This window comes from Trueperella sp., assembly GCF_043424875.1.
Lineage (GTDB): Bacteria > Actinomycetota > Actinomycetes > Actinomycetales > Actinomycetaceae > Trueperella.
On sequence record NZ_JBHWPL010000029.1, the window covers coordinates 1 to 14,343 of the forward strand.

The 14,343-nt window shown below is 64.3% G+C and carries 9 protein-coding genes; 1 reads left to right on the forward strand and 8 read right to left on the reverse strand.

Annotated elements, in window-relative coordinates; genetic code table 11:
* Nucleotides 1-32: 32 nt before the first annotated feature.
* Nucleotides 33-1,688, reverse strand: coding sequence for a glucose-6-phosphate isomerase (gene pgi, locus ACHFFR_RS02635; RefSeq protein ID WP_394262722.1), 1,656 nt, complete (start codon nucleotides 1,686-1,688; stop codon nucleotides 33-35).
* Nucleotides 1,689-1,787: 99 nt separating this feature from the next.
* Between pgi and ACHFFR_RS02640 the strand changes: the two genes are divergently transcribed.
* Nucleotides 1,788-4,058 carry a 6-phosphofructokinase gene (locus tag ACHFFR_RS02640; protein WP_394262723.1) on the forward strand — a complete coding sequence of 757 codons (2,271 nt, stop codon included), beginning with the start codon at nucleotides 1,788-1,790 and terminating at the stop codon, nucleotides 4,056-4,058.
* 3 nt (nucleotides 4,059-4,061) lie between these two features.
* Here ACHFFR_RS02640 and ACHFFR_RS02645 read toward each other — a convergent pair whose 3' ends face one another.
* From ACHFFR_RS02645 to pcrA, 7 genes are all read right to left on the reverse strand, one after another.
* On the reverse strand, nucleotides 4,062-4,355 hold the full coding sequence (locus ACHFFR_RS02645) for a DUF3017 domain-containing protein (RefSeq protein ID WP_394262724.1): 294 nt from the start codon (nucleotides 4,353-4,355) through the stop codon (nucleotides 4,062-4,064).
* A 37-nt stretch (nucleotides 4,356-4,392) separates the two neighbouring features.
* The gene (gene purH / locus ACHFFR_RS02650) at nucleotides 4,393-5,937 is read right to left on the reverse strand and encodes a bifunctional phosphoribosylaminoimidazolecarboxamide formyltransferase/IMP cyclohydrolase (RefSeq protein WP_394262725.1); all 1,545 of its coding nucleotides are present in this window, start codon (nucleotides 5,935-5,937) and stop codon (nucleotides 4,393-4,395) included.
* A gap of 57 nt (nucleotides 5,938-5,994) precedes the next feature.
* A complete protein-coding gene (locus tag ACHFFR_RS02655; protein ID WP_394262726.1) occupies nucleotides 5,995-7,176 on the reverse strand; it encodes a DUF6350 family protein in 1,182 nt (393 codons plus the stop codon).
* A gap of 206 nt (nucleotides 7,177-7,382) precedes the next feature.
* Nucleotides 7,383-8,300, reverse strand: a complete 918-nt coding sequence (gene sucD / locus ACHFFR_RS02660; protein WP_394262727.1) for a succinate--CoA ligase subunit alpha — start codon at nucleotides 8,298-8,300, stop codon at nucleotides 7,383-7,385.
* Nucleotides 8,301-8,309: 9 nt separating this feature from the next.
* On the reverse strand, nucleotides 8,310-9,482 hold the full coding sequence (gene sucC, locus ACHFFR_RS02665; RefSeq protein ID WP_394262728.1) for an ADP-forming succinate--CoA ligase subunit beta: 1,173 nt from the start codon (nucleotides 9,480-9,482) through the stop codon (nucleotides 8,310-8,312).
* Nucleotides 9,483-9,625: 143 nt separating this feature from the next.
* Nucleotides 9,626-11,659 carry an acyltransferase family protein gene (locus tag ACHFFR_RS02670; RefSeq protein ID WP_394262729.1) on the reverse strand — a complete coding sequence of 678 codons (2,034 nt, stop codon included), beginning with the start codon at nucleotides 11,657-11,659 and terminating at the stop codon, nucleotides 9,626-9,628.
* A complete protein-coding gene (gene pcrA / locus ACHFFR_RS02675; protein WP_394262730.1) occupies nucleotides 11,656-14,325 on the reverse strand; it encodes a DNA helicase PcrA in 2,670 nt (889 codons plus the stop codon). Before pcrA ends, ACHFFR_RS02670 begins: the two co-directional genes overlap by 4 nt.
* Nucleotides 14,326-14,343 lie beyond the last annotated feature (18 nt).

Below are 14,343 nucleotides of genomic sequence, written 5' to 3' on the forward strand. Positions count from 1 at the left end.
TCGGGCAACCCCCCCCGCGCGAGAGTGAGCGCCTACTTGGTGCGCTTGTCTAGGTAGTAGTTGATGAGGCCGCGCGTGGAAGAATCCTGCTTCGCGATCGCCTCCTCATCGCCAGCCACGGCGTCCGTGAGTTCGTTGGCCATCTGCTTGCCGAGCTCAACGCCCCACTGGTCGAAGGAGTCGATACCCCACACGATGCCCTGGACGAACGTGATGTGCTCGTACAACGCGATGAGCTGGCCCAGCACCGACGGCGTCAGCGACGGCGCCATGATTGAGGTGGTCGGCTTGTTGCCCGGGAATTCGCGAGCGCTCACCAACGCCTCATCCACGCCCTCGGCGCGAACTTCGTCAGCGCTCTTGCCAAACGCGAGCGCCTTCGTCTGGCCGAAGAAATTGCCGAGGAAGAGCTCGTGCTGGTCGTTATCGCCGTCCTTGAGCGGGAAGGTCGGGTTCGCAAACGCGATGAAATCGGCCGGTACGAGCTGAGTTCCCTGATGGATCAGCTGGTAGAACGCGTGCTGGCCGTTCGTGCCCGGTTCTCCCCAGAAGACCTCGCCGGTCGCGGACGTCACCGGCGAACCATCCCAGCGCACGCGCTTACCGTTCGACTCCATTGTCAGCTGCTGGAGGTAGGCCGGGAAGCGGTGCAGGTACTGCGAATACGGTAGGACCGCGTGCGTCGGAGCGCCCACAAAGTTCACGTAGAAGATGTTGAGCAGGCCCATGAGGAGTGGCACGTTGCGCTCAACCGGAGCCGAAACAAAGTGCGTATCCATCATGCGGAAGCCGCCGAGGAAATTCGAGAACGCCTGCGGGCCAATCGCGATCGCCAGCGGCATACCGACGGCGGAATCCACCGAGTAGCGGCCACCGACCCAATCCCAGAATCCGAAGGCATTGTCCGGATCGATACCGAACTCCTCCACCTTCTCCAGATTCGTCGAGACGGCGATAAAGTGCTTGGCCACAGCGCCGTCCGTCGGAGCACCCTGCTTTTCTAGATTCTCCAGCAGCCACGAGCGCACCTGGCGCGCGTTCGTCAGCGTCTCGAGCGTGGTGAACGTCTTCGAGGCGACGATCACGAGGGTCGTCTCCGGATCGAGATCCTTGAGCGTCTCCGACACGTCCGTGGGATCAATGTTGGAGATGAACCGGCACTCCAAGCCCTCCTGCACGTACGGCTTGAGCGCCTCGTAGGCCATGACCGGCCCCAGATCCGAACCGCCGATGCCCACGTTGACGATCGTCTTCATCGGCTTGCCGGTCACGCCCGTCCACGATCCGTCACGCACCGAATCAGCGAACGCATACATGCGGTCCAAAACCTCGTGGACCTGCGGCATCACGTTCTCGCCGTCGACGAGCACCTCGTCGCCCTTCTCGCGGCGCAGCGCCGTATGGAGAACGGCGCGGTCTTCGGTCACGTTGATCTTTTCGCCGCTGACCATCGCGTCGCGGCGCTGCTCAATCTTGACCTGCTCGGCGAGCTCGAGCAGTGCTGCCTTGATGTCGTCAGTCAGGTACGACTTCGACATATCAACGAAGAGGTCGCCTGCCTGGTAAGTAAACTTTTCGGCGCGAGCCTCGTCTTCAAACCACTGACGGAAATCCACGTTGAGTTTCGAATGCAGCTGGTCAAGGCGGCTCCACGCGTCGGTGAGAGTTGCATCAATCGGGGTTGTCATGTCACTCCTATAAAAGCCCAAAAGGTATAAACATACTATCCAAGAATCCTCAATCAAATGTGAGAGAATCAAAAGGCAGCTTTCGACGAAGGAGATGTCTTGACAGATAGCACCGACACGGCAGCACCAAAGGTGAAAATTGGCGTCCTGACCTCGGGCGGCGACGCGCAGGGAATGAACGCAATCGTTCGCGCGGTCGTGCGCACAGCGCTTCAACTCGGCGCCGAGCCCTACGCATTCTTTGAGGGATGGCGCGGCCCGGTCGAAGGCGGGGACCTCATCAAGAAGATGACGTGGAATGACGTCTCCTCCACGATCAACAAGGGTGGTACGGCCATCGGAACGGCTCGCTCGGACGAGTTCCGCGAGCGCTCCGGCATGAAGAAGGCCGTGAAGAACTTCGTCAAGCACGGCATCGACCGCCTGGTGATCATCGGCGGCGACGGCACGCTGACCGGCGCAGACGAACTGCGCCAGCTGTGGCCCGACCTCCTTCGCGAGCTCGTCGACGAGGGCGACGTAACCCCCGAGGAAGCCGAAACGCACGAGAAGCTGATGGTCGCCGGCGTCGTTGGCTCAATCGACAACGACCTCGTGGGAACCGACATGACCGTGGGCGCCGACTCCGCCCTCCACCGCATCATCGAAGCCATTGACGCAATTCAGGCGACGGCGGCCTCCCACCAGCGCACGTTCATCATCGAGGTCATGGGCCGCCGCTGCGGCTACCTCGCCCTCATGTCGGCGATCGCCGGCGGCTGCGATTACGTCTTCATCCCCGAACTTCCGCCCGCCGAAGGCTGGGAGGGCGAGCTCGCCGAGAAGCTGCGCCGCGGCCGCGCCAACGGGCGCCGCGATTCGCTCATCGTCATCGCCGAGGGCGCCACGGATCGCGCCGGGAACCCGATTTCCGCCGACGACGTCCGCGTGGCTCTGAAGGACCGCATGGGCGAGGATGCCCGCATCACCTCGCTCGGCCACGTTCAACGCGGTGGCACACCCTCTGCATACGACCGCTGGATGCCCACCCTGCTCGGCTACACGGCGGCCTACGAAATGGTCCACGCCACGCAGGACACGGAGCCGATGATTATCGGCACGCAGCGCAACCAGCTCAAGCGCCTGCCGATGATGGAAGCGATTTCGAAGACGCGCCAGGTGAAGAAATACTTGGAAGAGGGCGACTGGGATGCGGCGCTGGCCTCCCGCGGTGGTCATTACCGCGAGATGGTTGACCTGTTTGCCACGCTGTCGTCCCCCGAGGCGCGCGAGCGCTCGGACGATGCCAAGCGAATCGGCATTCTGCATGCCGGCGGGCTCGCCCCCGGCATGAACCCGGCAGCGCGCGCCGCTGTGAAGCTGGGCATCGACCGCGGCTACAGGATGCTCGGCATCGAAGGAGGCTTCCCGGGTCTGATCGACGGGAACATCCGCGAACTCAAGTGGCACGACGTGGAAGGCTGGGCCGAAGAGGGCGGCGCCTACCTCGGCACCCGCCGCACGATCCCGGAGATCGACCGCTATTACGCACTCGGCCGCGCGATCGAGGAGGCCAAGCTCGACGGCCTGATCGTCATCGGCGGTTTCAAGGGCTACAAGATGGTCTACGAGATGCAGCGCGAGCAGGAGCGCTACCCCGCGTTCAAGATCCCGATTGTGCTCGTGCCTGCCTCGATTGACAACAATCTGCCCGGCTCCCAGTTCTCGATCGGCGCGGACACCACACTGAATTGGGACACGGAGACGATCGACCGCATCCGCCAGTCCGCATCGGCCTCGCGGCGCTGCTTCGTCGTCGAAACGATGGGCCGCAAGTGCGGCTACCTCGCGCTGATGAGCGGCCTGACCACGGGCGCCGAACAGGTCTACCTGTATGAAGACGGCGTGACGCTGAGCCAGCTCGCCAAGGACACGCGCAAGATGATCCGATCCTTCGACTCGGGCCGCCAGCTCTACCTCGTGGTTCGTAACGAGGACGCCTCGGAGTACTACAGCGCCGACGTCATGGGCAATATCTTCGAGGAAGAGGGCGGGCACCTGTTCGACGTGCGCTCGGTGATCTTGGGCCACGCCCAGCAGGGCGGCAACCCCGTGCCGTTCGATCGTACGCTTGCCGTGCGTCTGGTCAGCGCGGCGATGAATAAGCTCCAGCAGCAGCTCGACGACGGCCGCCACGGTTCGTACCATGTGGGTATGATCGACGGGAAGATCCAGTCACGCCCGGCCGCTCACATGCCCGAGCTGATCGACATGGAGGACCGCCTCCCCTACGACCCGTGGTACCTCCCGCTCAAGGAGGTCCTCTACGTCGTCTCCGACCAGGAAGCCGATCTCACGCTCGATCCCCTACCTATCCTCGACGAGGAGTAGGCCCTAGACGGGCGGGCTGTTTCCCCACCGCGCCAGCGCAACCAGGAGCACGGCGAAGATGGTTGCGATGCCGGCGTCGTGCGCTTTCGAGCGAATGCGCGGGATCGCGCCGGTGGGCAGGACGAGCCGCGCGAGCGCGAGCACGAGGAGCGAGCCGGCCAGCGCGTACGACGCCGTGCGCACATCCACCATGTAGCCGATCGCGACGACGATGCCGAGCCACACGAGCAAGGCGGCGTAGACGATCACCGGCGGAAACTTGCCGCCGGCATACTTCTCGTGCTGGGTCTCGCTCATACTCAATCTCGGGTCGCCTCGATGCGAGTCTAATCCGTCAGTGCGCAAAGTGCCTCGTGTGAGTGAGGTACATCGTGATTCCGGCGGCTTGAGCGGCCTCGATCACCTCGTCGTCGCGGATGGAGCCGCCCGGTTGGACGACGGCGCGCACGCCCGCATCGATGAGTACTTGTAGTCCGTCGGCGAACGGGAAGAACGCGTCCGACGCGGCAACCGCTCCTCGCGCGCGCTCCGCTCCCTCACCCAGCGTGTTTGCGCGCTCGACGGCGAGTCGGCACGAATCCACGCGGTTGACCTGGCCCATGCCGATGCCCACCGTCGCGCCGCCGTTCGCGAGCAGGATCGCGTTCGACTTCACGCATCGCACGGCCCGCCACGCGAATTCGAGCTCCGCGCGCGTGGCGTCGTCGGCTTCCTCGCCGGCCACGAGCTCCCATCCCGCGGCGGAGTCCCTGCCCGGGTCGAGCTCGTCGCGTTCCTGGATGACGGCGCCGCCGCTGATTGGCACCACGTCGAGCTCGGGAAGCTCCGGGTTGACTTTTACGATGCGCAGGTTCTTCTTCGTCTGGAGCACCGCGAGCGCGTCTTCCTCGAAGTCCGGAGCGGCGATCACCTCCGTAAAAATCGGGGCGAGCTGCTCGGCGAAGTCCTTCGTCACCGTGCGATTTGCGGCGACCACTCCCCCGTATGCCGAAACCGGATCGCACGCGTGAGCGCGCTCGTGTGCCTCGCGGACGTCGTCGCCGATTGCAACTCCGCACGGGTTGGCATGCTTGACGACGGCGACGGCGGGCGGCTCGTGGTCGTAGGCGGCGCGGATGGCCGCTTCGGTGTCTTGGTAGTTGTTGAAGCTCATCGGCTTGCCGCCCAGCAGCTCGGCGTAGGCCAGGCCCGCGCCCGAGGAGTCGCCGTAGAGGGCCGCGCCCTGGTGGGGGTTCTCGCCGTATCGCAGGTCCGCCAGCTTGGACCACTGCGCGGTGACCGTTTCCGGAAGCTGGTAGGCATCGCCGGCGCCCACCTGCTCGGCGAACCAGCCGGCCACTGCCACGTCGTAGCTCGCCGTCATCGTGTATGCGGCCGCTGCGAGTTCGCGGCGGAACTCGGGAGTGAGGCCGTCTGCGAGAGCCGCGGCCACCTGCTCGTACTGCGACGGGTCGGTCACGATCGCCACGTCGCGGTGGTTCTTCGCCGCCGCCCGCACCATGGCCGGGCCGCCGATGTCGATCTGCTCGATGGCATCTTCGAAGCTGGCTCCGGCCGCCACCGTTTCGCGGAACGGGTAGAGATTCACGACGACGATATCGATCGGCTCGACGCCAAGCTCGGCCATCTGCTCGCCGTGGATGTCGCGGCGCGCAAGGATCCCGCCGTGGATCTTCGGGTGGAGCGTTTTCACCCTGCCGTCGAAGGATTCGGGGAAACCAGTCACGTCCTCGACCGGGGTGACCGGGACGCCGGCATCGGCGATGAGCGCGGCCGTTGATCCGGTGGAAATGAGTTCGTAGCCTGCCTGGCTGAGGGCTGATGCAAATTCGGTGATTCCGCTCTTGTCAGAAACGGAAATGAGGGCGCGACGTGCCAATGAAACCTCCTGATGCGGCGATGACACCAGTCTACGGACGTCTCACACTCTGGCTGGTTAGCTGTCCACGCTTCGGTCTGGCGTCTCGGCCGACTCCTGCGCGGCGGCTGCGCGTGCGCGCTTGTCCTTCTGCTCGTCAGCACGGCCGCGCACGTACGCGATCGAATCCTCGTGCGAGACGAGGGTGCCGAGCACGAACGGCAATCCGACCAGTAGCAGCGTGAGTCCGAACAGTTCGGCCGGCACCGGGCCGGTGGTTGCCATGCGTTCGGGTCCGATCGCGCCGGTTGTCATGAGCCCCAGGACGGCGACGACGAGCGCCGCGACGATCGCGGCAACGGCCGCGTTGATCAGGGATCGCTTGAGGTCCGTATCCTCGCGGCGCGTGGCGATGACGCCGAGCACGAGGAAGACGGCGGCGACCACGCCGAGCACCCACGGAAGGCCATCGGAAACCTGCGGCAGAGCGCCAAGGAGTGGAATCGCGGGCAGCGGAGCGGATTCGACGCCAAGAACCGAGAACTGGGTCCCCGCCCCCACGGCAAAGCCTGCCCCCATAAGCCACGCCAGCGCCCACACGAGCCCCACCGGCAGGTACGCGATCTGGAACAGGACGAGCCCGACGCTCCCCACAACGCCCGTTAGGTAGTAACCGTGGATCTGCACGATGCGCGACCAGCCCATGATGACGGCCAGCACCAGCACGGCCGTTCCGGCAAGCGCGAGGGCGCGCAGCAGGAGTCGCGTGCGGTCGGAGGCCAGGTAGAGCCACTCCCAGCGCACCACGTAGTAGCGAGCAGCGAACGTCGCTGCCGCAAATCCGATCGCGAACGCGCCGATGACCGCGGGCCACCAGGCGCCTTCTGGCCGAACGGTTAGGCCAATGACGCCGACGACGGCCGCCTGGGCGAGAGCAACCGCCGCGATCTCACTCCACGAGGACACCTCGCGCCTGCGACACGCCACGTAGCTCGCGTAGATGATGATAAGGGTGATCGTCAGCGGCATGAGTGAAATGCGCACGCCCGTCACGTCGGTATCGCCACCGAGCGCCGTCATCCACCAGCCGGTGCCGAGTCGGGCGGCGTCCGTCCACGTGTTGTCCCCGAGCATGGGCGCCGAGGCACTCAGCGTGTAAAAGGCGATCGTGAAAGTCACCATCGCCAGCCACGTGAAAAACGGCGCGGCAAGGGCGCCGCGGGCGGCCACAATTTCTCGGGAGAGATCGATGGTTTTCACTCCTCCATCGTTCCCCGAACACCGCGTACACATCGAAAGGCGGTAACGGCGTGTTGCTCACGCCCCCGGTACAGTGACCGAACGGCAGGTTACACACAGAGGCCGAACGGTAGGTTACACACAGAGGCCTAACGGCCGGATACGCACAGAGGCCGGACGGGATGTCCCGTCCGGCCTCTGTGCGTCTCCAGCGCTATGCGCAGGGTTTACTTCAGGAGCTCGCGTGCAAGGTTGGCGGTCTCAGTGGGGGTCTTGCCCACCTTGACGCCGACGGCCTCGAGGGCCTCCTTCTTCGCGGCAGCCGTGCCCGCCGAGCCCGAGACGATCGCGCCAGCGTGGCCCATCGTCTTGCCCTCGGGAGCCGTGAAGCCAGCAACGTAGCCAACAACGGGCTTCGTCACGTTGTCCTTGATGTAGGCGGCCGCGCGCTCCTCGGCGTCGCCACCAATCTCACCGATCATGACGATGAGTTCCGTCTCCGGATCCTCCTCAAACGCCTTGAGTGCGTCGATGTGGGTGGTGCCGATGATGGGATCGCCGCCGATGCCGATCGCCGTCGAGATGCCGATGTCCGACAGCTCGTACATCATCTGGTAGGTCAGCGTTCCGGACTTCGACACGAGGCCGATCTTGCCCGGGCCCGTGATGTCCGGAGGCGTGATGCCCACGTTCGACTGGCCGGGGGTAATGATTCCCGGGCAGTTCGGGCCGATGAGCTGAACGCCCTTGTCCTGAGCGTAGGTGAAGAACTCCGAGGAATCCTTGACCGGAATGCCCTCGGTGATGATGACGACGAGCCGCATTCCGGCGTCGACAGCCTCGATCACGGCAGCCTTGGCGAAAGCCGGCGGAACGAAGATCACGGACACCTCGGCGCCCGTCTCATCCTTCGCCTCCTGAACCGTGCCGAAGACTGGGACGGACACGGACTGAGCCTCGCGCTCCTCCTTGCCGTAGCCAATCGGCTCCACGTCAAAGTCCACCGTCTGGCCAGCCTTGCGCGGGTTCGTACCACCCACGATCTGGGTGCCCGCGCCAAGCATGCGCTTGGTGTGCTTCTGACCCTCAGAACCGGTGATTCCCTGGACGATAACCTTGTCGTCCTTCGTTAGAAAAATAGCCATTGAATACCCCTACTTTGCTGCCAGCTCGGCTGCCTTCGCGGCAGCGCCATCCATCGTGTCGACCAGGATCACCAGCGGGTGGTTTGCCTCGGCGAGAATCGCGCGGCCTTCCTCGACGCGGTTTCCATCTAGGCGCACCACGATCGGCTTATCTGCCGTGTCGCCGAGGATATCGAGTGCCGCAACGATGCCGCGAGCAACCTCGTCACATGCCGTGATTCCGCCGAAGACGTTGACGAACGCGGACTTGACGTCCGGATCGTTGAGGACGACGTCGAGGCCGTTCGACATGACCGTGGCCGATGCGCCACCGCCGATGTCAAGGAAGTTTGCCGGGCCCGCGCCGTACTGCTCGCCCGCATAGGCAACGACGTCAAGGGTCGACATGACGAGTCCAGCACCGTTACCGATGATTCCGACCGAGCCACCCTCAAGCTTGACGTAGTTGAGATCAAGCGCCTTGGCCTTCGCCTCGAGCGGGTTCTCCGTCTGCTTATCAACGAGCGCTTCGTGATCCTCGTGGCGGAATGCCGCGTTGTCGTCAAGCGTCACCTTGCCATCAAGCGCGATGATCTTGCCCTCGGCGCTCTTGACGAGCGGGTTGACCTCCACCAGCGTGGCGTCTTCCTTCGTGTAGACGTCCCACAACTTGATGATGACGTCGATGACCTGATCCTTGAGATCCTCATCGAAGCCGGCGGCGTCCACGATTTCCTTCGCCTTCGCCTCGTCGATCCCGACGTTCGGATCGACTCCGATGCGCGCGAGTGCCTCGGGGCGCTCCACTGCGAGCTGCTCAATCTCCACACCACCCTCGACCGAGCACATGGCAAGATAGCGGCGCTCGGAACGGTCGAGCAGGATCGAGAAGTAATACTCCTCCGCGATCTCCGCACCGTCCGCAATGAGAACGCGGTGCACGGTGTGGCCCTTGATATCCATTCCGAGGATCTGGTTGGCCTTTTCACGTGCTTCTTCTGCGGTGCGCGCTAACTTGACGCCTCCCGCCTTGCCACGCCCACCGGTCTTGACCTGGGCCTTGACGACCACGAGGTCGCCTTCCTTCAGCAGCTCCGTCGCTGCGTCAAATGCTTCTTCTGGAGTCGATGCGACCTTGCCAGCAAGCACGGGCACTCCGTGCTTGGCAAAGAGATCGCGCGCTTGGTACTCGTAGAGATCCACGAAGTGTCCTTTCGCTTGGCGAATGTCCGCGATTGTCTCGGCGTCGAGACATCTCTTCGAGCATACCCAAGATCGCGCGCGAAAACACCGATTTTAATTGATCTTCTTACCCTGACTGAAAGCTGACGAGACCTTGGCGGGAACTAGCCCGACGGCGTCGTTTCCGTCCCCGAAACCTCGCCGTTCACCCCGGAAAGCTCCGCCGAAAAGTCAGCGATCGAATCGGACATGAGGTTTCCGTAAAAATTCGCGCCCTCGAGCGACGTGTGGGTTTGGTCAACTTGGAGTAATTCCGGATTCTCCGACGCCGCCGCGTGCCAATCCACGAGCGTCACGTTGGGATACTCGTCGGCAACTTTCGCGAGGATCGCGTTCGAATCGTCGATGAAGGTGGAGGGCGAATACAGATTGACGAGCAGGATCATCCGCTCCGGGCCAAGGGTCTGAATGACGCGGTAGACGACGCTTTCGTCGGGGATCCCGGCGTTCGTTCCGAAGTGGATGATGACGGCGCGGCCGATCGAGTCGTTGGCTAGGCCGGATTCGACGACGGCGAGCGCGTCCGACCACTTGAGGTTCGACTCCGCGTGGAAGTTCATCCCCGGCATCGCGGCTTCCAGCCCCGTCTTCGAGGCCACGACCATCGAGTCGCCGATCGCCGTCACCTCGGGCCACGTGGGCATGGAGGTATCGAGGTTCGCCGAGTGTTCCTCAGGTGGGGGCAGGATGTCGACGTCGAGTGCGGATTCCTCTTCGACGCTCTCGATCGCCGTGTGAGCTTCCTGTTCCTCGATCATGATCTGGGTCTGGCTCTTTGCGGGAGCCACGATGAGGCCGACCGCGGTGGCGACGACGAGTCCGCCCACCACGAGCGCGCCGAGCTTGCCGAGAACCGTCTGCGTAACGGCGTCGCGCATCTGCCACACCGACTCGCGGATGCCCTTCTTCCGGATCGGAGTCTCCACGAAGCGGTAGGACAGTTCGCAAATGACGCCGGTGACAAGGAGCGCGACCGCGGAGCGCGCGAGGTACTCCCCTGAGCCAAGTGCCGCCGGCCAGAGCACCGAGACGATGACGAGCGCCGGCCAATGCCACAGGTACAGGCCATACGATCGTGTTCCGATCCAGCGCACGACCTTTCCTTCGCCGATCACGGCGAAGACGGAGTCAGGGGCGAGCATCGCGGCGATGATGACGGCAGTGACGGCCGAGGCGAGGAACATCCCGCCGAGGTACCCCCACGGGCCCGTATCGGGCATGATGCCCATGAACACGAGCAGGATCGCGAGCGCCGCCCAGCCGTACCACGAGCTGTATCGGCGCCAGTGGTGGCGGCCGAGCACTGTGGCGCGGGGATCCGACCAGATGAACGCGAGGCCCACGCCGATGGAAATGCCGAACGAGTGGGTGTGCGTGCCGTAGTAGAGGTTGGTGAGGTTGTTGCCGTTGTAGAGCACCATCATGAGGCCGGCGGAGCCGAGCGCCAGCGCGGCGGCGAGCGCGAGGCGCGACTTCCACGTCAGCAGCAGGGCGAGCACAACGATCATGATGAGGGGCCAGAGCAGATAGAACTGTTCTTCAATCGCCAGCGACCACAGGTTCTTAAAGAGGTTCGGCGTGGTTTGGTCGAAGTACGACGAGCCGTGCGCGATTTCGAGCCAGTTCGTCGAGAACGTCAGCGCGCCCAGGACCTGCCGCGGTGAGCCAACGAGGAGATCGCGGTGCACAGCGAGCGCCGCCGGGATAACGACGACGATGAGCAGGACCAGCGCGGGTATCAGCCTGCGAATGCGACGCTGCCAAAACCCTTTCAGGTCAATGAAGTTGTACGTGCGATCCTCGCGCAAAAGCAGCGTGGTGATGAGGAAGCCGGAGATGACGAAGAAGACGTCGACGCCGAGGAATCCGCCGCGCACCCCCGCCGGGAAGACGTGATACAAGATGACGGCGATGACGGCGAGCGCGCGCAGGCCATCGAGGCCCTTGATGTATCCGCCGTGATCGGCCATCGTCGAGCGCAGAGCTTTGACGGTGCGCTTCGGGCCGGGCCTCCTGCGGCCGACCGGATCACGAGGCTCACGCCCCTGATGCGACTGGCCGGGCTCGCGCTGGACGCGCCTCGGCGGAGGGTCTCCTCCACCTGGCCGCCGCGGGGTGCGCAATCCGTACTCGCTCATGCCTTATCCAATGGTGCGAACCTCAGCATGAGGCGCTTGGTCGGCCCGGAATTGAACTTCACCTTCGCGATGGTGGACTTGCCCTTGCCTTCGAAGGAAAGCACCTTGCCCACACCGAACGACTTGTGGCGCACCGTGTCCCCCACGGCCAAGCCACCCGTCTCCGGGACGGCCGCCGCGGGCGTGGAGTCCGCCGCGGACTCGCCAAACTTGCCAGGCTTGAACGCCGGGGATCCGGCGGCGGCGCTCGACCTGCCGAGTTTGCGACCCGTGCCGGTGCCGAAAGCCGGAGCGAAATCGTCGTCGTCATTCCACGTCTTGTTATACCGCGAACGCCCCCAGCCGCTGGATCCGCGCAGGGTCTGCATCGACGATTCGTCGCGGCGCCAGTCGATCGTCTCGTCGGGAATCTCCTCGAGGAAACGCGAGGCGGGCAGCTCCTGCGGGGCGCCCCACTGCGAGCGTGAGCCGGCGCGCGTGATGTACAGACGCTGGCGAGCGCGCGTGAATGCCACGTAGGCCAGGCGGCGCTCCTCCTCGAGCTCGTCGGGTGAGTTCATGGCGCGGATGTGCGGGAACGTGCCATCTTCCATACCCGTCACGAACACGGCGGGGAATTCGAGGCCCTTGGCGGTGTGAACGGTCATGAGGACCACCTCGCCCTCGCCGCCGTCGGCGTCTGGAATCTGGTCGGCGTCGGCGACGAGCGAGACCTGATCGAGGAAGTCCTCGAGCGTGCCCCCGTCGTTGACGACGCTGAAGTCCGAGGCCACCGAATGCAGCTCGGCAAGATTTTCGACCCGGACCTCGTCCTGCGGGTCGTTCGACTTTTGCAAGGTGGCCAGATAGGTGGAGCGGTCCATGACCTCGTCCAAGATGTCGGCAGGATCGCCGCCCGCCTCCGCCTTGGCGCGAATGTCCTCGAGCATCTCCACGAACTGGGTCATCGAGTTTGCGGCGCGAGCCTGCAAGCCATCCACGGGCGAGCGGCCGGCCTCGACCGCGGCGTCCGGGTGCGCGACGTCGGTCAGCGCCGCACCGAAGGAGATCCCCCAGCGTGCGGCGTGCATCGCGACCGTGTCCTCGGCCTTCGCCCCCAGGCCGCGGCGCGGCTCGTTGAGGATGCGGCGGATCGACACGGTGTCATCCGGATTCGCAATCGCCTGCAGGTAGGCAATCGCATCCTTGATTTCCTTGCGCTCGTAGAACTTCGTGCCGCCGACCACCTTGTAGGGAATGCCCGAGCGCACGAACATTTCCTCCAGCGCTCGCGACTGCGCGTTGGTTCGGTAGAACACCGCGATGTCGCCGTACTTCATGCCCTGATCGCGCAGGGTATCGATCTCTTCGACGACGAACGACGCCTCGTCGGACTCCGCATCCGCCACGTACCCGACGATCTTTTCGCCCGATCCCGAATCCGTCCACAGCCTCTTCGGGCGGCGGCCGGCGTTGTTTGAGATGACGGCGTTAGCGGCCGAGAGAATGTTTTGCGTGGAGCGGTAGTTCTGCTCAAGCAAGATCGATGTGGCGTTCGGGAAGTCCTGCTCAAAATCCTGAATGTTGCGGATCGTTGCGCCACGGAAGGCGTAAATGGACTGATCGGCGTCGCCGACCACCGTGAGCTCGCCGTGCGGCTCGTCGCTCGCGTCCCCCACCAACTCGCGGATGAGCTCGTACTGGGCGACGTTCGTGTCCTGATACTCGTCCACCAGCACGTGGCGGAAACGACGCCGGTAATGCTCGGCAATCTGCGGATTGTTGCGCAGCAGCTGGACGGTGAGCATGATGAGGTCGTCAAAATCCACGGCATTCGCGGCGCGCAGGCGGCGCTGGTATCCCAGATATGCTTCGGCGACGACGGCGTCGTCCCGATCGAGCTCGCCGCGCCCGAATTCCTCCGCGCCGATCATTTCGTTCTTCAGGTCGGAGACGCGGCGCAGGAGTTTCTTCGGCGGGTGCTGCTTGGTGTCGATGTTCTCCTCGCGAGCCACCATCGTCATGAGCCTGGTCGAATCGGCCGCGTCGTAGATCGTGAACGTGGATCGCATGCCGAGCGCCTTGTGTTCGGAACGCAAAATGCGCAGGCAGGCCGAGTGGAACGTGGAGATCCACATGCGGCGCGCGGTGGGGCCGATCATGTGCTCGAGGCGCTCGCGCATCTCCTTGGCAGCCTTGTTGGTGAACGTGATTGCGAGGACTTCCGACGGGCGCACGCGGCCCGTGGCGATCATGTAGGAGATACGCGTTGTCAGGACGCGGGTTTTGCCTGATCCTGCACCGGCGACGACGAGCAGGTGGCCTCCCTCGTGGGTGACCGCCTCGCGCTGTTGCGGGTTCAGGCCCACCAAAAGATCGCTGCCGCTCGGCCGCTCGTCGTGTGCCGGGGCGCTGTCCCACCTCGCATCCGGAACGACCCGATCGGCGGCGCGGACCTGAGCCGTGCCGTTGCCCGCGCCGTGAGTTTGGCCTGCTGTGCCGCCAGTCTGAGCTGTACCACCAGTCTGAGCTGTACCGCCAGTCTGATCTGGGCCGCGGTCTTCCCTCGTCTCACTCAGGGGGTCGACGCGTGGCCCGCCGCGGAAGATGCGGGGGTTGTTGCTTTGCTGCGCGGCGGAAATCTTGGCGCGCAGACGATCGGCTGGGGACAAATTCTGTTCAGGCATAGCCCTTTCAGCCTAAAT